Origin of the sequence: Massilia orientalis (genome assembly GCF_030411975.2) — a bacterium.
Taxonomy (GTDB): Bacteria; Pseudomonadota; Gammaproteobacteria; order Burkholderiales; family Burkholderiaceae_D; genus Telluria; species Telluria orientalis.
The window spans coordinates 134,396-154,091 of the sequence record NZ_JASNRB020000016.1 but is presented as its reverse complement, the minus strand read 5'-3'; the positions used below and the strand labels follow the sequence as shown (position 1 = coordinate 154,091).

Sequence of the window (19,696 nt, the reverse complement as noted above, 5' to 3'; positions counted from 1 at the left end):
TTTCTGCTTAGAAGGTTATGCGCCTGTCGCATGCCCGGTTGGCATCGACACCCCTTTTTGACTTAGGAGATACTGGAATGGCAAGGACCGCCGCAGATGTAATGCAGATGCTGAAGGACAACGAAGTCAAGTTCGTTGATTTGCGTTTCGCCGATACCCGCGGCAAGGAACAGCACGTGACCGTTCCCATCTCGCACTTTGACGAAGACAAGTTCGAATCCGGCCACGCATTCGACGGCTCGTCGATCGCCGGCTGGAAAGGCATCGAAGCATCGGACATGCTGCTGATCCCTGACCCGAACACTGCGAACATCGACCCGTTCTTTGAAGAGACCACCGTGTTCATGCAGTGCGACGTGATCGAACCGTCGGACGGCAAGGGCTACGACCGTGACCCGCGTTCCATCGCCAAGCGCGCCGAAGCGTACCTGAAATCGTCGGGCATCGGCGACACCGCCTACTTCGGTCCGGAACCGGAATTCTTCATTTTCGACTCCGTCCGCTGGAAGATCGACATGTCGGGCTGCTTCGTCAAGATCGATTCGGAAGAAGCTTCCTGGTCGACCGACAAGGAATTCGAAGGCGGCAACAGCGGCCACCGTCCGACCGTCAAGGGCGGCTACTTCCCGGTCCCGCCGGTCGACAGCTTCCAGGACATGCGTTCGGAAATCTCGCTGATCCTCGAATCGATGGGCATCCCGGTCGAAGTGCACCACCATGAAGTGGCGGGCGCGGGCCAGATGGAACTGGGCACCAAGTTCTCGACCCTGGTCGAGCGCGCCGACTGGACCCAGAACCTGAAGTACGTGATCTGGAACGTGGCCCACAGCTACGGCAAGACCGCCACCTTCATGCCGAAGCCGATGAACGGCGACAACGGCTCGGGCATGCACGTCCACCAGTCGATCTGGAAAGACGGCAAGAACCTGTTCGCGGGCGACGGCTATGCCGGCCTGTCGGAAACGGCCCTGTTCTACATCGGCGGCATCATCAAGCACGCCAAGGCCCTGAACGCCATCACCAACCCGGGCACGAACTCGTACAAGCGCCTGGTGCCGGGCTATGAAGCGCCGGTCAAGCTGGCTTACTCGGCCAAGAACCGTTCGGCATCGATCCGCATCCCGCACGTGGCGAACCCGAAAGGCCGCCGCATCGAGACCCGCTTCCCGGACCCGCTGGCCAACGTCTACCTGTGCTTCGCAGCCCTGCTGATGGCCGGCCTGGACGGTATCCAGAACAAGATCCACCCGGGCGAAGCCGCGACGAAGGACCTGTACCACCTGCCGCCGGAAGAAGACAAGCTGATCCCGACGGTCTGCTCGTCGCTGGAAGAAGCACTGGACGCCCTGAACAAGGACCGCGAGTTCCTGACCCGCGGCGGCGTGTTCAGCGATTCCATGCTCGACGCGTACATCGACCTGAAGATGAACGAAGTCCAGCGTCTGCGCATGACCCCGCACCCGGCCGAATTCGACATGTACTACTCGTCGTAATTCGTTGGCATCACCCGGTGTCGCATTGGAAACGATTGACACCGGAGTGTATCCACACGGTAACGAAAACGCGGGGAAAGCCAGCCGGCTGCCTCGCGTTTTTTACTGGATGGGGTATAGTCGGAAGCTTCCCAACCATGCATCCAGACCGACCTGATGCGAATGACAAGCTGCTTTCTCCTGCGTCTGTTGTTGCTCGCAGGACTTGCCGCGCACGAGGCGCGGGCCGATTCCGTCATCTACAAATGCGTCGACCAGAACGGCCGGGTGGAATTCACCGACATCAATAAACCGGGCTGCAAGGTGCTCGACCTGCCGGGCTATGTCGCGTCCACGCCCGCACCGGCGCCGCGCGCCGCGCCCGCGGTGACGATGCGCCAGGGGGCAGGGCGCCCCGCGGCTGCGAGTCCGAATCCCGCCGGCTTCCCGCGGGTGGACACGGCCACGCAGAAGGCGCGCGACGACGACCGCCGCACGATCCTCGAGGACGAATTGCGTGCCGAGGAGCGCAAGCTGGCGGACCTGAAGCGCGACTATAACAACGGCGAGCCGGAACGCCAGGGCAACGAAAAGAATTACGCGAAGTACCAGGAACGCGTGGCCCAGATGCGCGACAACATCGGCCGCAGCGAAAAGAACGTGGAAGCGCTCAAGCGCGAGATCGCCAACATCAAATGACATGAACGGGACATCGGCCCAACTTCTCCAGCACGACCGTTTCGCAGGCCTCGACATGCTCGCCTCCGCCGTGCTGGTGGCAGATGCCGGTGGGCTCGTTCGCTACGCCAACCCGGCCGCCGAGCACCTGCTCGACATGTCCGCCAAATCGCTGTCGCGCCAGAAGCTGGTCGGGCTGTTCACGAACGGCGACGAACTGGGCGTCCTGTGCGAACAGGCGATCGCCCACAAATATGCCGACCTGCGCCAGGACCTGACGCTGTTCCGCCCCGCGCGCGACCCGCTGCACGTGCACAGCATCGTCAGCGCGGCGGGCGAGGCCGAGGTCGTCGTCGAGCTGCGCGAGAACGTCCAGCAACTGAAGACCGACCGCGAGGAGCGCCTGCTCGACCAGAGCCTGGCCAACAAGGAGCTCATCCGCAATCTCGCCCACGAGATCAAGAACCCGCTGGGCGGCATCCGCGGCGCGGCCCAGCTGCTGGAGCTGGAACTGCCGGCCGTGCACCTGAGTTCGCTGCGCGAATATACGCAGGTGATCATCAAGGAGGCCGACCGGCTGCAGACGCTCGTCGACCGCCTGCTGGCGCCGCACCGCCGCCCGCACATCGTGGGCGACGTCAACATCCACGAAGTGTGCGAGCGCGTGCGCAGCCTCGTGCTGGCCGAATTCCCGTCGGGCCTCGCGATCCGGCGCGACTACGACGCGTCGATTCCCGAGTTTCGCGGCGACAAGGAACAACTGATCCAGGCCGTCCTGAACATCGTCCACAACGCCGCCCAGGCCCTGCGCGCGCGCATCGCGGCGGGCGACGCCGAGATCGTCCTGCGCACCCGCGTTGCGCGCCAGGTGACCCTGGCGAAGGTCCGTTACGGCCTGGCATTAGACTTGCATATCATCGACAACGGACCGGGCATCGCCCCCGATATCCGCGACCGCATCTTCTACCCGCTCGTCTCCGGGCGCGAAGGCGGCAGCGGTCTCGGGCTGACCTTGGCACAGACCTTCGTGCAACAGCACCTGGGCATGATCGAGTGCGAGAGCCGGCCTGGATTGACGGATTTCCGCATCCTGATTCCCCTGCCATAAGCGGGTGAAGACGAGGGGCATGTCCGGCAATCCCCCTTGAACCTTCGCGGGAAGTAGAACTACATGAAACCAATCTGGATTGTCGACGACGATGCATCGATCCGCTGGGTGCTGGAAAAGGCCCTGGCGCGCGAGAACCTCGCCACCCGGAGTTTTGCCAGCGGCCGCGAAGCGCTGGCGGCATTCGAAACGGACACGCCGCAGGTGCTGGTGTCCGACATCCGCATGCCGGGCGAATCGGGCCTGGACCTGCTGGCGGCCGTCAAGGAGCGCCATCCCGGCCTGCCGGTCATCGTCATCACCGCCTTTTCCGACCTCGACTCCGCCGTCGCCTCGTTCCAGGGCGGCGCCTTCGAATACCTGGCCAAGCCGTTCGACATCGACAAGGCCGTCGCCCTGATCCGCCGCGCGCTCGAGGAGAGCCTGCGCGAGGCCAGCGTCGACATCGCGCCGTCCGAAACCCCCGAGATCCTGGGCCAGGCGCCCGCGATGCAGGAAGTCTTCCGCGCCATCGGCCGCCTGTCGCAGTCGAACGTGACGGTGCTCATCACCGGCGAGTCGGGCACCGGCAAGGAACTCGTCGCGCGCGCCCTGCACAAGCACAGCCCGCGCGCGCAGCAGCCGTTCATCGCGCTCAACACGGCCGCGATCCCGAAGGACCTGCTGGAATCGGAACTGTTCGGCCACGAGCGCGGCGCGTTCACCGGCGCGCAGGCGATGCGGCGCGGCCGCTTCGAACAGGCCGAGAACGGCACGCTGTTCCTCGACGAGATCGGCGACATGCCGTTCGACCTGCAGACGCGTTTGCTGCGCGTGCTGTCCGACGGCCATTTTTATCGCGTGGGCGGCCACCAGCCCGTGAAGGCCAACGTACGCGTGATCGCGGCCACGCACCAGAACCTGGAACAGCGCGTGCGCGACGGCCTGTTCCGCGAAGACTTGTATCACCGCCTGAACGTGATCCGCCTGCGCCTGCCCAGCCTGCGCGAGCGGCGCGAAGACATCCCCATTCTGGTGCGCCACTTCCTGGTGCAGAGTGCACGCCAATTGGGCGTCGAGACCAAGCGCATGAGCGACGACGCGCTGCGCTTCCTCACCGGCCTGGAGCTCCCCGGCAACGTGCGCCAGCTGGAAAACCTGTGCAACTGGATCACGGTGATGGCGCCGGGCCAGACCGTCGAAGTCAAGGACCTGCCGCGCGACCTGACCCAGGCGCAACCCGTGCCGGCCGGCGGCAACGGGTTCGCCGTCGGCATCAGTTCGGGCGTGGGCACGGTCTCGCTGGCGTCGCCGTCTTCCGGCAGCGCGCACCACGCCGAACCGGGCGCGCTGCCGAACGGCGCCGACGGCTGGATCGGCCTGCTGGAACTGCAGGCCGCGCGCATGCTGTCGGATGGACAGGTCGAGGTGATGGACGTGCTGGGCCGCCAGTTCGAATCCGCACTGATCCGCACGGCGCTGAAGCACACGCACGGCCGCAAGAACGACGCGGCGATCCGGCTCGGGATCGGGCGCAATACCATCACGCGCAAGATTGCGGAACTGGGTATCGACGGGGCCAAGGACGAATAAGGTCCGGGGGACCTTATTCGAAGGTCCCGGGGGACCTTGTTCGAAGGTCCGGGGAACCTTGTTCGAAGGTCTGGGGGACGTTATTCGAAGGGCGGTATGGTGTAAGCTCTGTCATCCTAGCAACAACGTTTCGATGACATGCTGATCAACTGTGTCGCCTACCAGGAAGGCAAGAAGCTGTCCGACATCCCCGTCGAGGACATCAGCGACTACCTCTGCAAACCCGGCTGCTTCGTCTGGGTTGCGCTGCGCGACGCCACCGACGCCGAAATGGCGCAGATGAAGGAAGAGTTCAGCCTGCACGAACTGGCCGTGGAAGATGCCGCGCGCGGCCACCAGCGCCCCAAGATCGAGGAATACGGCGACTGCCTGTTCACCGTCGTGCACATGCTCGACCTCGTCGATGGCGACCACGTTGCCACCGGCGAGCTGGCGATCTTCGCCGGCGCGAACTACGTCCTGTCCGTCCGCCGCGATTCCGCCAAGGGCTTCTTGGGCGTGCGTGCGCGCGCCGAGCGCGAACCGCATCTGCTGAAGATGGGCTCGGCCTTCGTCATGTACGCGCTGATGGACGCCGTCGTCGACCGCTACTTTCCCGTCGTGGACATGCTCGAATCCGAACTCGAAACCGTCGAGGACCGCATCTTCACGCACGGCGCCCAGCGCGAGAACGTCGAGCGCCTGTACCAATTGAAGCGCAAGGGGCTCGTGTTGCGCCACGCCGTGTTCCCGCTCCTGGAAGCGATCGGCCGGCTGCACGGCGGCCGCGTCCCGCCGCTCGTGCAGGGCACCGAGGATTATTTCCGCGACGTGCACGATCACCTGATCCGCATCGCCGGGCGCCTCGACGCGATCCGCGACACGATCAGCACCGCGATCCAGGTGAACCTGTCGATGGTCTCGATCGACGAGAGCGAAGTGAACAAACGCCTGGCCGCGTGGGCCGCGATCTTCGCCGTGTTCACGGCGTTCGCGGGCGTGTGGGGCATGAATTTCAAGTACATGCCCGAGCTGGAATGGAAGTGGGGCTATCCGATGGCGCTCGCCGTCATGGTCGGCGTGTGCGCCTATCTTTATCGGCTCTTCAAGAAGGCCGGCTGGCTATAAAAAAAAGCCCGGTGCGCGCTGCACCGGGCTTTCGATTTGCTGTTCGACTACGTGCTTAGAACGTGTAGTTCACGCGCGCGTAGAAGGTGCGGCCCAGCGGATCCGTGTAACGCGGATCGTAGCCGGCCTGGAACGTGTAGTCCTGGTACGACAGCGGCGGATCCTTGTCCAGCAGGTTGCGCACGCCGACGGTCAGGCCCAGGCCCTTCTTCTGCTGCCATGCGCCGAACAGGTCGAACGTCGTGTAGGAAGCGACATGGTTGGTCGGATCCTGGTCGATGTAGCCGCTCTTGTAGCGGGCGGTCAGGCCGGCCGACCAGGCGTCGCGGTTCCACACCACGTTGTTGGTCGACTGCCAGCGGAACACCGGACCCGTGCCCGAGTACACGCCGACGTTCTGGTGCCACTCGCCGCCTTCCGTGTTCTGGTACTCGTACCTGTGGACGTAGGTCGTGTTCGACGCGAACGAGAACGTGCCGTAGCCGTGGCTGCGCATGCGGTAGTTGGCCGACAGGTCGAGACCGTTGGTGATGATGCCGCCCAGGTTCTCGTTCAGGCGCTCGATGTAGCCGCAGGTCGCCGGGTTCGGGCACTGCGAACCGTCCACCGACAGTTCGCCGGCCGGGTTGCGGTGGTACCGGGAGCCGTACTTGACGTTGTCGGCGAAGATGTCGTCCAGGCTCAGCACGCCGATCTGGTGGTCCAGCTTCAGGGCCCAGAAGTCGACGCCGACGCTCAGGCCTTTCAGCGGCTCGATCATGATGCCCAGCGTGGCGTTCTTCGACTTCTCGGGCTGCAGCGCAGGGTTGCCGCCACCCAGCACCTGGAACTGCTGGCCGCAGTTCGCGGCGCGCGAGTGGCCCGGCAGCGGGGTGCCGCCCGGGCAGTTGACCGGGTCGTCATACGTGCCGGCGCTGTTGGTGAAGGTCTGGGCCGAGTGGATGTCGTACAGCGACGGGGCGCGGAAGCCGGTCGAGTACGAACCGCGCACCAGCACGGCCTGCGTCGGCTGCCAGCGGAACGACACTTTCGGATTCGTCGTGTTGCCGAAGTCGCTGTACTTGTCGTAGCGGACCGAGCCCGTCACGTCCAGGGTCTTGAGGATCGGCACGTTCAGTTCGCCGTAGACGGCGTACGTGTGACGCGAGCCCGAGTTGAGCGTGTTCGGGTCGATACCGGTCGAGGCGACGACCTTCTCGGCGAACTCGGTATTCGCGGCGCTCGTGAACTTGTCGTACGTCGTTTGCGCGCCCAGCGCCACGGCGGCGCCGCGGCCGGCGTTCAGCCAGTCGCCCAGCTCGCGGCTGGCGTGGAAGTCGAGGCCCGTGGTCTGGCCGCGCGCGGTCTGGATGGTGCCCGACAGTCCGGCCGAGTTCAGCAGCGCGGTGCCGGCGGCGGACTGTTCGCCGAACGGGTTGATGATGCCGTCGCGGACGCCCTGGGTGATGAGGCCGCCGTCGCTGTAGCCGAACAGCTGCTCCTGCACGCGGTTCTCGTTCCACGTGACGGCGCCGTCATAGTCCCAGCCGGCCACGTTGCCGTTGAGCGAGACGACCAGGCGTTGCTGGCGGTTCGTGTTCTTGTCCTGGCGCACGCCGTTCGGGATGTCGCGCCATTTCACGTGCGCGAAGCCCGGCTTCACGCCGGCCGGCATGAACGGTTCGGTGTAGGTCGGGTCCAGGCCGGCCGGGTAGTACGGGTTGGCCGTGCCATCCGGACGCAGGCGGTTCATGTACAGGCCGCCATACGGGACCTGGGCGATCGTGGTGCCCACGACGCTCTGGCTCGTCAGGTACTCGACGCCCAGTTCGTGCTGGCCCAGCTTCAGGGTGCCGCGGATCAGGCCGGAGTCGCGGATGTTGCGCGGGATGTAGTCGACGAACGACGAGGTCGTCATGATGCAGCCGGAACCGCCGTCCGGGATCGTGTGCACGCCGGTCGTGCAGCCCGGGCCGGCCGGGTTGACGCTGTCGCCGCCCTGGTAGTAGTTGGCCGGGAAGGTCGACGTCGACAGGCCGCCCGGGTAGCGGGTGTTGTACGAGCGGTCGGTACCGGTGAGCGGGTACTGTTCCTGGTGGTCGATCACGGCCGAGATGTTCCAGCCCTGCGTATCCAGGTCACCCCAGCCCAGCGCGACGTTCGCGTTGATCGAACGGCCGCCGCCATGCGACGGGACGTCTTCGCCGAAGGTGGCGCTGCCGCCCTGGTAATTTTTCTTCGTGATGAAGTTGATCACGCCGCCCACGGCGTCGGAGCCGTACAGCGACGATGCGCCGTCGCGCAGCACTTCGACGCGCTCGAGCGCGGCGAACGGGATCATGTTCAGGTCCGGTGCCGAGCTGTCGTAGGCGTTGTTCGCCAGGCGGCGGCCGTTCAGCAGCACCAGGGTCTTGTTCTGGCCGATGCCGCGCAGGTTGGCGAACGATGCGCCACCCGTGCTGGAACCGACCGACTGGCTGGTGCCTTGCTGGGCTTGCGAGACGCTCAGGTTCGACATCACCTGTTCGATGGTGGTGAGACCTTCCTTCTTCAGGTCTTCGACACGAAGCACGGTAACGGGCACGGCCGTTTCCGCATCGATACGCTTGATCGCCGAGCCGGTGATTTCCACACGCGCGATCGGCGCCTGTTGCACTTCCTGGGTTTGTGCCAGGGCGGTGCCGGCAAAACCGAAGCCGGCTGCCAGCGTCGTGCCGGAGAATACGAGGCGCAGGGTCCGCGCCATGGTTTTTTCTGTGAGCATCTCTTGGTTCCTGTTTTTGTAGGTTACAAGTTTGAAATAGTGGATCGCCAATATTTCAAGAACAGTAAACATACACCACAGAAACTAAAATTCGCGCAAATTTGTTGTGTAATTACGTCAAAAACAGACAGATTTACATTAGCACTTGTAAAAACCTGAAACAATATTTCTTTGTGAAATTGAATGTGTATTTACGACATGTTCATGTAAATACGTCTAAGTTGGAGGAAATGTGTTGTTTCGGCCATGCGGGCGGGCGCCGGCCGTGCGACCGGCGCCGGGGATGAGGCAGTGGGAAATCAGCCGACCATGGCCAGTGCGACGGCTTCCGCGACGCGGATGCCATCGATCGCAGCCGACATGATGCCGCCCGCGTAGCCGGCGCCTTCGCCGGCCGGGTACAGGCCTGCCGTGTTCAGGCTCTGCAGGTTGTCGTCGTGGCGCTTGATGCGGATCGGCGACGACGTGCGGGTCTCGACGCCGGTCAGCACGGCGTCGTCCTTGTAGTAACCCTTGATCTGCTTGTCGAATGCGACGAAGGCTTCGCGCAGCGCGACGGTGGCATAGTCGGGCAGGGCCGGGGCGAGGTCGGTCAGGTGCACGGCCGGCTTGAACGATGGCGTCACACTGCCGAATTCTTTCGACGGCACGCCGCGCACGAAGTCGCCCATCAACTGGCCCGGGGCATCGTAATTGCTGCCGCCCAGCACGAAGGCGCGCGATTCCAGTTCGCGCTGGAAGGCGATGCCGGCCAGCGGATGGCCCGGATAGTCGGCCGGGGTGATGCCGACGACGATCGCGCTGTTGGCATTGCGCTCGGCACGGGAATACTGGCTCATGCCATTCGTGACGACGCGGCCTTCCTCGGACGAGGCGGCCACGACGGTACCGCCCGGGCACATGCAGAAGCTGTACACGCTGCGGCCGTTGGAGGCGTGGTGGACGATCTTGTAGTCGGCCGCGCCGAGGATCTCGTTGCCGGCGTTCGGGCCGAAGCGGCAGACGTCGATCAGCGATTGCGGGTGCTCGACGCGGAAGCCGATCGAGAACGGTTTTGCTTCGACATACACGCCGCGGTCGTACAGCATCTCGAATGTGTCGCGCGCGCTGTGGCCGACGGCCATCACGAGGTGGCGGGTCGGGATGGTCTCGCCCGTGTGCAGCTTGACGCCCACGACCTGGCGCGCATTGCCTTCACCCTCGATCAGCACGTCTTCCACGCGCGTCTGGAAGCGGATTTCCCCGCCCAGCGCGAGGATTTCCGCGCGCATCTGTTCCACCATTTTCACCAGACGGAACGTGCCGATGTGCGGCTTGCTGACGTACAGGATTTCTTCCGGCGCGCCCGACTTCACGAACTCGTTCAGGACCTTGCGGCCATAGTGCTTCGGATCCTTGACCTGGCTGTACAGCTTGCCGTCCGAGAAGGTGCCGGCGCCGCCTTCGCCGAACTGCACGTTCGATTCCGTGTTCAGCTTGCGCTTGCGCCAGAAGCCGAAGGTGTCGACGGTACGCTCGCGCACGATCTTGCCGCGTTCCAGCACGAGCGGCTTGAAGCCCATCTGGGCCAGGATCAGCGCCACGAACAGTCCGCACGGGCCCATGCCCACGATCACCGGCCGCGGCGTGCCCGGTGCGGGCAGGGCCGCCGTCACGAACTTGTAGCCGGTGTCGGGCGCCGGGACGATGTGCGGATCGCGCGCCAGCCGGGCCAGCACGGCCGCCTCGTCGCGGACTTCCACGTCGAGGGCGTAGATCAGGACGATGGCGGTCTTCTTGCGCGCATCGTAGCTGCGCTTGAAGACCGTGAAATCGATCAGGTCTCCGCTGTCGATGCCAAGCCGGCCGACGATGGCGTCGCGCAGGGCGTGGTCGGGGTGATTCAGGGGCAGTTTGAGTTCGTTAATTCGCAGCATGATGAGTGGTGGGCCGGCGCGCGGCGGCGCCGGACGGGCGCCGTGCCGGCGGGGGCAGATCGGTACAGGCGCCAGTATAAGGCATCGGCCACCTGGGCCGGCAGGAAAGGATTGCCACGGTTTGTGTTGTAGGCAAGCAACCGACGTTGGCTTCCCCCATGCATGGTGGCAACCTGAACATCCAGTGTCAGGGGCCACGTTTCCAGTCGAAATGCGTAACGTTCGGAATTTTCCTGTTGCGGTGCGTCGAGAATATACGGCATCGAAATCAGACTATATGCATGTCAAGTTCTTGCGACTCACTTCAATAGTGCAATATTTGTTCAAAACAAAACCCTTTATGGTGCTGCGGCGCACCAGGAAAAAGCGTGAATTCTTCAGTGTTTTAAATGTGTTGTTTCTACACATTTCGGCAATTGTGTTTTATTGACACTTTCGCTTTTGCTATGGTTTTATCGACAAATCAGTAACGTTTGATATCTAGGAAACGTTAATTGAGAGGGTTCGTCCTACAGGGCGAATGATGAAAAAACACATCGATTAGTGTGGTAGTCACCAGTAGTTCAAACGCACCAGGCCAAAAGCCTTTGCAGGCAACGGGGTGCAAGTTGGGGGCGGCGCAGATTGGCCGCCCCCGCGTGTAAGCGCCGTGTCCGCATTTGGTGAACGTAAGAAACCACTTTGAGAGATACGAGAAGGAGAAGTATTCATGACGTTTAAATTGAAGTCGATGCCATTGGCGATTTCGTGCGTTCTTGCCAGCGGTGCGCTGCTGGCAGCACCAGCAATGGCTCAGACGCAAGACGCGGTCAGCGCCCAGACCCCGGCGCGCGTTGTCGTCACCGGTTCGCTGATCAGCCGTACCGACACCGAAACCCCGACCCCCGTGCAGGTGTTGACGGCTGCGGACATCCAGAAAAGCGGCAAGACCTCCGTCGCCGAACTGCTGAACGACCTCGCCGCCAACGGCCAGGGTACGCTCGGCACCGGCTTCTCCGGCGCATTCGCGAACGGCGCTTCGGGCATTTCGCTGCGCGGCCTGACGGTCGGCGCGACCCTGGTGCTGGTCGACGGCCACCGCCTCGCCCCGTATCCGCTGTCGGACGACGCCCAGCGCGCCTTCGTCGACGTCTCCTCGATTCCCTTCGATGCCATCGACAGCATCGAAGTCCTGAAAAGCGGCGCTTCGTCGCTGTACGGTTCCGACGCCATCGCCGGCGTCGTCAACATCAAGCTGAAGAAAAACCTGAACGGCACCCGTCTGGCCGCCGAATCCGGCAACACCCAGCACGGCGGCGGCAAGACGCACCGCGCGTCGATCAGCACCGGTATCGGCGACCTGGACAACGACGGCTACAACGCCTTCGTCACCGCCGAATGGCGCCGCCAGGGTTCGATCAAGGTAGCGGACCGCGACCAGTTCGACTGGGCCAATGCCGACTGGCGTTCGCGCGGCGGCAACAACATCCGCCTGGGCGTCCCGAACGGCCTGAACTCGCGCCTGACTGCCACCAACAGCCCGTTCCTGTACAACCCGGCGGGCACCGGCGGCACCAGCAACCCGGCCAACTTCCAGTTCCTGGATCCGACCAAGTGTAACTACAACCTGTACATGAGCGGCGGTTGCGCGATCCGCGATACCGTCACCAACATCCAGCCGCAGACCGAGAACATCAACCTGCTGGTCGGCATGACCAAGAAGCTGAACGCGGACTGGGAACTGGCCTTCAAGGGCTCGATGTTCCAGCGTAACAGCATCAACAACCGCGGCAGCTACCTGTCGGCCTATTCGCCGACCACGTTCGGCGGCAACAACTCGCTGAGCAATGGCGTCGTGACCTCCGGCAACAGCCGCGTGCCGAGCACCCTGATCCCGGCCACCGCGACGTTCAACCAGCTGGGCGCCCCGGCCCGCCTGTATGGCTTCATCCCGGGCACCGATCCGTTCGCGACCCAGGACAACACCGCGACCACGACCCGCTTCGCGCTCGACCTGCATGGCAGCGCCTACGGCTGGGACATCAACGTCGCCGGCGGCATCACCAAGGTCAAGACCGACATCGACTACAGCGGCTACATCGACCGTGCCGCCCTGTACAACGCGATCTTCAACGGCACCTGGAACCCGGTCGGCGGCAACTCGCCGGCCCTGCTGAATACGGTGTCGCCGCACTTCTCGAATACCCTCGAGTCGAAGCTGAACTACTTCGACGCGGTCGGTTCGCGCGAGCTGATGCAACTGGGCGCCGGTCCGCTGGCCCTGGCAGCCGGCCTGCACTACCACAAGCGCACCCAGAACTCGCCGGCGGCCAGCCTGACCGCGAACGGCCAGGTGGCGCAGACCACGGCATTCGTGATCGGCGACGAGACGAACACGGCAGCCTTCGCCGAACTGCAGGCAACGCCTATCAAGAACCTGGAACTGCACGCGTCGGGTCGTTACGACCACTACAAGAACTTCAACAAGTTCACGCCGGCGGCCAGCTTCAAGTGGGCACCGTCGAACATGTTCGGCGTGCGCGGTACCTACGCGAAGGGCTTCCGCGCGCCGAACCCGGCCGAGGTGGGCAATGCCGGTTCGTTCTTCACCTTCAACGGTATCGACGACCCGGTCCTGTGCGCGAACGGCAACCCCAACACCAAGGGCAACGTGCCGACCGCCTGCGGCCTGAACCCGCCGTACGTCCAGCTGACCACGCCGTCGCTGTCGCCCGAGAAATCGACGTCCTACACCCTGGGCGTGATCCTTGAGCCGGTGCGTGGCCTGAACGCCACCCTCGACTATTACAACATCAAGGTCACCAACCAGATCGTGTCGGCCGCCGGTAACGATCCGAGCTATGTCCCGGCATTCGTGCGCGGCCCGATCACCCCGCTGGACATCGCCAACGGCGACGGCACCACCACCGTCGGCACCCCGGCGCTGGGCCCGATCATCTACGCGACCTCGCCGTACGTGAACCTGGGCGGCACCAAGACGAGCGGTATCGAAGCGGACATCGGCTACCGCTGGCGCCTGCCGAGCGACCTGGGCACCCTGAAGGCGAACCTGAGCGCCGCGCACACGTTCAGCTACATCACGGAAGCGGCCGGTGGCGTGAGCTACCAGCTGGCCGGCACGCAAGGCCCGTCGGCGATCTCCGGCGCGACCGGCAGCCCGAAAGACCGCGCACAGTTCTCGCTGGCCTGGAGCCGTGGCCCGGTGGACGTGAACACGACGGTGAACTACACCAGCGACTTCTCGACCATCGACCCGTCGCTGGGCGTGACCGACTGCTCGGGCCCTGGCGGCACCAGCTTCAACGTGGGTGGCCGCGCGTACTTCCGCAACCTGCCGCAGCCTGAGTACTACTGCCATGTTGCATCGTTCACGTCGGTCAACCTGAACCTGCAATACAGGCTGAGCCAGAACCTGACGCTGAAGGGTTCGATCCTGAACCTGTTCGACCGCCAGCCGCCGGCTGACGTGGCGACCTACGGCAACTCGGGCGCCCAGACGTCGTACAACGCCTCGCTGCACCAGGCAGGCGCCATCGGCCGCTTCTTCAGCCTGGGCCTGGCCTACACGTTCTGATAATGGCGTCCTGAGCCTGGCGTCGCCGGGCCTCGAACACCCCGCGCTGGACATCGTCCACCGCGGGGTGTTTTTTTTGATTGTGTACGTACCGATCGGTGAATTGCTGATATGATGGTCATCATGCGAGCAAAACAGAACAGGTCGTCCGTCCAGGAACGCAAGGAAGCCACCCACGAGCGCATCGTCGACGTCGCGGCGCGCGCCATCCGGCGCAGTGGCTACGGCGGTACGGGCGTGGCCGACATCATGAAGGAAGCGGGTCTGACGCACGGCGGCTTTTACGCGCACTTCGCGTCGCGCGATGCGTTGCTGGCGGAAGCCGGCGACCGCGCCGGCGCCGAGTCCGTGGCCCTGGCGGCCGACATCGCGGCGGCGGCCCCCGCGGGAGAGGCCTTGCAGCACATCATGGAGGTGTACCTGTCCGATGAGCACCTCGGCGCCATCGAGACGGGCTGTCCGATCGCCGCGCTCGGTTCGGAAATGCCGCGCCAGGCGCCGGAAGTGCGGCACGCGGCGACCAGCCGCATCAAGGAAATGATCGACCTGCTGGCCCGGCAGATGCCGGACTGGGGCGAGCCGGAAGCCCACGAGCGGGCGATGATGCTCGTGTGCGGACTGGTCGGCACGATCATGATCGCCCGGGCCGTGGACGACCCGAAGATGTCGAAGGCATTGCGGCAGGCGGCGATGAAGCGGCTGATACCGGCCGGCGGCTCCACCTGAGCCGTTTTTTTTGCGCACAGATATGATGATCGTCATATGAATTGCTCACTCAGGAGAACTAGCATGGAAAGAAAGATCGCACTGGTCACGGGCGCATCGTCCGGCATCGGGGCCGCCGTGGCGCAACGACTGGCCGGCGCCGGCTACAAGGTCTACGGCACCAGCCGCCGCGGTGCACAGGGCGGGAGCGCCGGCTTCGAGATGATCGCGCTGGACGTCACCAGCGACGCGTCGGTGCAACAAGCGGTCGCGACCGTCGTGCAGCGGGAAGGGCGCATCGACCTGCTGGTGAATAATGCGGGCTTCGGCGTGGCGCCGGCCGGCGCCGAAGAAAGTTCCATGGAGCAGACGCAAGCGATCTTCGACACCAATGTCTTCGGCGTAATGCGCATGACCCGCGCCGTGCTGCCGCAGATGCGCAGGCAACGGGCCGGCCGCATCGTCCACATGGGTTCCGTGCTCGGCTTCCTGCCCATGCCCTACGGCGCGCTGTACGCCGCCACCAAGCACGCGATCGAAGGCTATTCGGAATCGCTGGACCACGAACTGCGCAACTGGGGCATCCGCTCCATCGTCGTCGAGCCGGCCTACACGAAGACCCCGTTCGACGCCAACCTGCTGGAACCCGACGCCGTGCTCGACGCCTACCGCGACGTCCGCGCCGCCGTCACCGGGCGCCTGAAGGAATTGATGCAAGGTGCGGAAGGGCCGGACGTGGTGGCCGACACCGTGCTCGAGGCCGCGCAGGCGCCCCGTCCGAAACTGCGCTACACAGCCGGCAGGCTGGCAAAGCGCCTGCGCCTGCTGCGCACCCTGGCCCCGAGCGCGATGATGGACGCGGGCCTGCGCAAGGACCTGCGCCTGGCCTGAGACCGACATGAACGACACCATGCAAGCACTGATACTCAAGCGCTACGGCGCCGACGGGCTGCACATCGCCGACGTTCCCCGCCCGACGATCGGACCGGACGAGATCCTGGTCCGGGTCCATGCCGCCGGCATCAACCCGATCGACAACATGATCCCGAAGGGCATGTTCAAGCCCATCCTCAAGTTCGACCTGCCGGCCGTCATGGGCAGCGACCTCGCCGGCACGGTGGTGGAAGTGGGCGGCCGCGTGAGCCGGTTCCAGGTCGGCGACGCCGTGTACGCCAGCGTCTTCGGCCTGGGCAGGGGTAGTTTCGCGGAGTTCGTGGCCGTCCCCGAGCGCGTGGCGGCCCGCAAGCCGGCGAACGTTGGCTTCGTCGAAGCGGCGTCCCTGCCCATGGTCGGCCTGACGGCGTGGCAGGCGTTCAAGGAACGGCTGCGGCTCGAACCGGGGCAGAAGGTGTTCATTCCCGCCGGGTCGGGAGGCATCGGCACCTTTGCGATCCAGCTGGCGAAGCAGCTCGGCGCGACGGTCGGCACCACGACGAGCACGGCCAACGTCGACCTGGTGCGCGCGCTCGGGGCCGACGACGTCGTCGATTACAAGCGCCAGGCGTTCGAGCAGGTCTTGCAAGGCTATGATGCCGTGCTGGGCACGGTCAGGGGCGACGGCCTGGAAAAGGCCTTGCGCATCGTCCGGCCCCATGCCCGGGTCGTCTCGCTGGTCGGCCCGCCGGACGCGGCATTCGCCGCCGCGCGCGGCATGAATGTCGTGATGAAACTCGTGTTCGGCCTGCTGAGCCGCAAGATCCGGCGCCTGGCCAGGCAACGCGACGCCAGCTATGCGTTCATGTTCGTGCGCCCCGATGGTGCCCAGCTCGCCGCAATCGGCGACCTGGTGGAAACCGGACGGATCCGCCCCGTGATCGACAAGGTGTTCCCGTTCGCCGACGCCCGGGCCGCACTCGACTATCTCGAGCAGGGGCGGGCGAAAGGCAAGGTCGTGCTCCGGATGAGTGCGGACTGACGCCCCGTCAGATCCCGCCCCAGCCCGCCGCGAGGATCGCCAGCGCGGCCAATCCGGCCGTCTCCGTGCGCAGCACGCGCGGGCCCATCGACAGCGCCAGCGCGCCGGCCGCCCGCGCCGCATCGTCTTCCTGGTCCGTGAAACCGCCTTCCGGCCCGACGAGCAGGGTGACGTCGTGCGCTTGTGTCGCGCGCACCCACTGGGCAAGCGATGCGTCCGCGCGCGGGGAGAGCAGGATGCGCGTGCCGGTACCGGGCGTCGCCAGCCAGCGGTTGACGTCCTGCACGGGCGCGACGTCGGCCAGCCGGTTGCGTCCGCACTGCTCGGACGCGCTGACGACGACGCCCTGCCAGTGCGCCAGCCGCTTGTCGGCACGGTCTCCGGACAACCGCACGACGGACCGCTGCGCCGCCAGCGGCACGATGCCGGCCGCGCCCAGCTCGACGGCCTTTTCGACGATCCAGTCCATTTTGCTGCCTTCCGGCAAGCCCTGGGCGAGCGTGACGCGGAAAGGGAGTTCCACGTCGACGGCTTCCAGCGCGAGCACCTCGGCGCTGGCGCGGCGCTTGCCGATCTCGGCGAGGCGCGCACGGACCTGGCCGCCCTCGCCATTGAACAGCACGAGCTCGTCGCCGCTCTGCTGGCGCACGACGTGCAGATGGTGGGCGACCGCTTCCGGCAGGTCGACGACGCTGCCGGGAAGGAGCGGCTGGGGACAGTAAAAACGTGGCATGGATGGCAATCGGAACCGTTAACGAGCGGGCATTTTAAAGCGAGGTTGTCATGCTCTGGTAAAATACCCGGTTAAGGCCAGCTCGTGCCACCGCTTCCCTATCCTCAGACCCACACATCCATGAAATCTCTGCAAACCACCACCCTGATGGCCAACGCAATTCGTGCGCTGGCGATGGACGCCGTCCAGAAGGCGAATTCCGGCCACCCCGGCATGCCGATGGGCATGGCCGAGATCGCCGTTGCGCTGTGGGACGGCCACTATCGCCACAACCCGGCCAATCCGGGCTGGATGAACCGCGACCGTTTCCTGCTGTCGAACGGCCACGGCTCGATGCTGCATTACGCACTGCTGCACCTGTCGGGCTACGACCTGTCGATGGACGACATCCGCGACTTCCGCCAGATGCATTCGAAGACCCCGGGCCACCCGGAAGTCGGCATCACCCCGGGCGTGGAAACGACCACCGGCCCGCTGGGCCAGGGCATCGCCAACGCCGTCGGCATGGCGCTGGCCGAGTGGCTGCTGGCGAAGGAATTCAACCGTCCGGGCTTCGACATCGTCGACCACCACACGTACGCGTTCCTGGGTGACGGCTGCCTGATGGAAGGCATCTCGCACGAAGTCGCGTCGCTGGCCGGCACGCTGCGCCTGAACAAGCTGATCTGGCTGTACGACGACAACGGCATTTCGATCGACGGCAAGGTGGAAGGCTGGTTCACGGACGACACGCCGCAGCGTTTCGCAGCGTACGGCTGGAACGTGATCCCGGGCGTGGACGGCCACGACGTCGCCGCCGTGGACGCGGCCATCGCGCAGGCCAAGCAGTCGGACCGCCCGACCTTGATCTGCTGCAAGACCATCATCGGCAAGGGCTCGCCGAACCTGCAGGGCGGCGACAAGGTGCACGGCGCCGCGCTGGGCGAGAAGGAAGTTGCCGCGGTGCGCGAACACCTGATCTGGGACGCCGTGCCGTTCGACATCCCGGCCCCGATCTACGAAGCCTGGGACCAGAAGCAGAAGGGCGCCGCCGTCGAAGGCGCGTGGAACGAGCTGTTCGCCGGCTACCGTGCGCAATACCCGGAACTGGCCGCCGAATTCGAGCGCCGCATGAAGGGTGACCTGCCGGGCAAGTTCGAAGAAACGCTGGCCGCCGCCATCGCGCAGACGATCGAGAAGAAGGAAACCATCGCGACCCGCAAGGCGAGCCAGAACGCGATCCAGGCGCTGGCCCCGGTGCTGCCGGAATTCCTGGGCGGCTCGGCCGACCTGACCGGCTCGAACCTGACCAACTGGAAGGAATCGATCCCCGTCCGTTCGGGCACCCCGGGCAACCACATCAACTACGGCGTGCGCGAATTCGGCATGTCCGCCATGATGAACGGCGTCGCCCTGCACGGCGGCTTCATCCCGTTCGGCGCCACGTTCCTGACGTTCTCGGACTACAGCCGCAACGCCCTGCGCATGGCCGCGCTGATGAAGATCCGTTCGCTGTTCGTGTTCACGCACGACTCGATCGGCCTGGGCGAAGACGGCCCGACGCACCAGTCGGTGGAACACGTCTCGTCGCTGCGCCTGATCCCGAACCTGGACAACTGGCGTCCGTGCGACACGACGGAATCGACCGTCGCCTGGGGTGCAGCGGTCAAGCGCAAGGATGGTCCGTCGACCCTGATCTTCTCGCGCCAGAACCTGCCGTTCATGGAGCGTGACGCGGCGACTGTCGCGAACATCGCCAAGGGCGGCTACGTGCTGCGCGATGTGGCGAATCCGGCCGCGGTCCTGATCGCGACGGGTTCGGAAGTGGAACTGGCGGTGAAAGCCGCCGAAACCCTGGCTGGCCAGGGTATCCAGGTGCGTGTGGTGTCGATGCCGTCGACCGACGTGTTCGAGCGCCAGGACGCGGCCTACAAGGCTGCCGTGCTGGGCCGCGGCATCCCGCGCGTGGCCGTCGAGGCTGGTGTGACGGACTTCTGGTACAAGTACGTCGGCCTGGAAGGTGCCGTGGTGGGCATCGATACTTTCGGCGAATCGGCTCCGGCCCCGGTGCTGTTCAAGCACTTCGGCTTCACGGTCGAGAATGTCGTCGCCAAAGTGAAATCTGTCCTCCCGGCCTGAGGGATTGCACCCGCCGGACTGTGCGTACGGCGGGTTTCAAGCTATGCTTCGGTGT

At 64.9% G+C, this 19,696-nt stretch carries 13 protein-coding genes; 10 read left to right on the top strand and 3 right to left on the bottom strand.

The window, feature by feature from the left end:
• Nucleotides 1-77: 77 nt before the first annotated feature.
• The 5 genes from glnA (at nt 78) to corA (ending at nt 5,937) form a co-directional block, all read left to right on the top strand.
• Complete coding sequence (gene glnA / locus QPK29_RS23860; protein WP_056123213.1) at nt 78-1,493, top strand: type I glutamate--ammonia ligase; 1,416 nt, start codon at nt 78-80, stop codon at nt 1,491-1,493.
• Between the two features lie 192 nt (nt 1,494-1,685).
• Nucleotides 1,686-2,171: a DUF4124 domain-containing protein gene (locus QPK29_RS23855; protein ID WP_400189844.1), complete on the top strand. Its 486-nt coding sequence runs from the start codon at nt 1,686-1,688 to the stop codon at nt 2,169-2,171.
• Nucleotide 2,172: 1 nt separating this feature from the next.
• Complete coding sequence (gene glnL / locus QPK29_RS23850) at nt 2,173-3,258, top strand: nitrogen regulation protein NR(II) (RefSeq protein WP_371768586.1); 1,086 nt, start codon at nt 2,173-2,175, stop codon at nt 3,256-3,258.
• A 63-nt stretch (nt 3,259-3,321) separates the two neighbouring features.
• Nucleotides 3,322-4,830, top strand: coding sequence for a nitrogen regulation protein NR(I) (gene ntrC, locus QPK29_RS23845; RefSeq protein ID WP_056123221.1), 1,509 nt, complete (start codon nt 3,322-3,324; stop codon nt 4,828-4,830).
• 138 nt (nt 4,831-4,968) lie between these two features.
• Nucleotides 4,969-5,937 (top strand): magnesium/cobalt transporter CorA, encoded by a 969-nt coding sequence (gene corA, locus QPK29_RS23840; protein WP_056123225.1) that lies wholly within the window; start codon nt 4,969-4,971, stop codon nt 5,935-5,937.
• A 55-nt stretch (nt 5,938-5,992) separates the two neighbouring features.
• On the opposite strand, the gene QPK29_RS23835 is transcribed toward corA, so the two are convergent.
• Both QPK29_RS23835 and QPK29_RS23830 read right to left on the bottom strand, forming a co-directional pair.
• Nucleotides 5,993-8,680 carry a TonB-dependent receptor gene (locus QPK29_RS23835; protein WP_400189843.1) on the bottom strand — a complete coding sequence of 896 codons (2,688 nt, stop codon included), beginning with the start codon at nt 8,678-8,680 and terminating at the stop codon, nt 5,993-5,995.
• A 299-nt stretch (nt 8,681-8,979) separates the two neighbouring features.
• On the bottom strand, nt 8,980-10,596 hold the full coding sequence (locus QPK29_RS23830) for an NAD(P)/FAD-dependent oxidoreductase (RefSeq protein WP_371768584.1): 1,617 nt from the start codon (nt 10,594-10,596) through the stop codon (nt 8,980-8,982).
• A 787-nt stretch (nt 10,597-11,383) separates the two neighbouring features.
• Between QPK29_RS23830 and QPK29_RS23825 the strand changes: the two genes are divergently transcribed.
• The 4 genes from QPK29_RS23825 (at nt 11,384) to QPK29_RS23810 (ending at nt 16,790) form a co-directional block, all read left to right on the top strand.
• Nucleotides 11,384-14,170, top strand: a complete 2,787-nt coding sequence (locus tag QPK29_RS23825; protein ID WP_229411884.1) for a TonB-dependent receptor domain-containing protein — start codon at nt 11,384-11,386, stop codon at nt 14,168-14,170.
• 111 nt (nt 14,171-14,281) lie between these two features.
• Entirely contained in the window at nt 14,282-14,896 is a 615-nt protein-coding gene (locus QPK29_RS23820; protein WP_371768583.1) for a TetR/AcrR family transcriptional regulator, read from the top strand.
• A gap of 63 nt (nt 14,897-14,959) precedes the next feature.
• Nucleotides 14,960-15,766: an oxidoreductase gene (locus tag QPK29_RS23815; protein WP_371768582.1), complete on the top strand. Its 807-nt coding sequence runs from the start codon at nt 14,960-14,962 to the stop codon at nt 15,764-15,766.
• 19 nt (nt 15,767-15,785) lie between these two features.
• Nucleotides 15,786-16,790, top strand: a complete 1,005-nt coding sequence (locus QPK29_RS23810) for an NADP-dependent oxidoreductase (RefSeq protein ID WP_371768841.1) — start codon at nt 15,786-15,788, stop codon at nt 16,788-16,790.
• Nucleotides 16,791-16,797: 7 nt separating this feature from the next.
• On the opposite strand, the gene QPK29_RS23805 is transcribed toward QPK29_RS23810, so the two are convergent.
• The gene (locus QPK29_RS23805) at nt 16,798-17,523 is read right to left on the bottom strand and encodes a 16S rRNA (uracil(1498)-N(3))-methyltransferase (RefSeq protein WP_056123247.1); all 726 of its coding nucleotides are present in this window, start codon (nt 17,521-17,523) and stop codon (nt 16,798-16,800) included.
• A gap of 84 nt (nt 17,524-17,607) precedes the next feature.
• Here QPK29_RS23805 and tkt point away from each other — a divergent pair, with 84 nt between their 5' ends.
• A complete protein-coding gene (tkt, locus tag QPK29_RS23800) occupies nt 17,608-19,641 on the top strand; it encodes a transketolase (RefSeq protein ID WP_371768581.1) in 2,034 nt (677 codons plus the stop codon).
• Nucleotides 19,642-19,696 lie beyond the last annotated feature (55 nt).

Bases quoted from the DNA above. Each gene is read 5' to 3' on its own strand.
- QPK29_RS23830 (WP_371768584.1), bottom strand. From the start codon at position 10,596: ATGCTGCGAATTAACGAACTCAAACTGCCCCTGAATCACCCCGACCAC.
- QPK29_RS23815 (WP_371768582.1), top strand. From the start codon at position 14,960: ATGGAAAGAAAGATCGCACTGGTCACGGGCGCATCGTCCGGCATCGGG.
- ntrC (WP_056123221.1), top strand. From the start codon at position 3,322: ATGAAACCAATCTGGATTGTCGACGACGATGCATCGATCCGCTGGGTG.
- glnA (WP_056123213.1), top strand. From the start codon at position 78: ATGGCAAGGACCGCCGCAGATGTAATGCAGATGCTGAAGGACAACGAA.
- QPK29_RS23825 (WP_229411884.1), top strand. From the start codon at position 11,384: ATGGCTCAGACGCAAGACGCGGTCAGCGCCCAGACCCCGGCGCGCGTT.
- QPK29_RS23820 (WP_371768583.1), top strand. From the start codon at position 14,282: ATGATGGTCATCATGCGAGCAAAACAGAACAGGTCGTCCGTCCAGGAA.
- corA (WP_056123225.1), top strand. From the start codon at position 4,969: ATGCTGATCAACTGTGTCGCCTACCAGGAAGGCAAGAAGCTGTCCGAC.
- glnL (WP_371768586.1), top strand. From the start codon at position 2,173: ATGAACGGGACATCGGCCCAACTTCTCCAGCACGACCGTTTCGCAGGC.
- QPK29_RS23835 (WP_400189843.1), bottom strand. From the start codon at position 8,680: ATGCTCACAGAAAAAACCATGGCGCGGACCCTGCGCCTCGTATTCTCC.
- QPK29_RS23805 (WP_056123247.1), bottom strand. From the start codon at position 17,523: ATGCCACGTTTTTACTGTCCCCAGCCGCTCCTTCCCGGCAGCGTCGTC.
- QPK29_RS23810 (WP_371768841.1), top strand. From the start codon at position 15,786: ATGCAAGCACTGATACTCAAGCGCTACGGCGCCGACGGGCTGCACATC.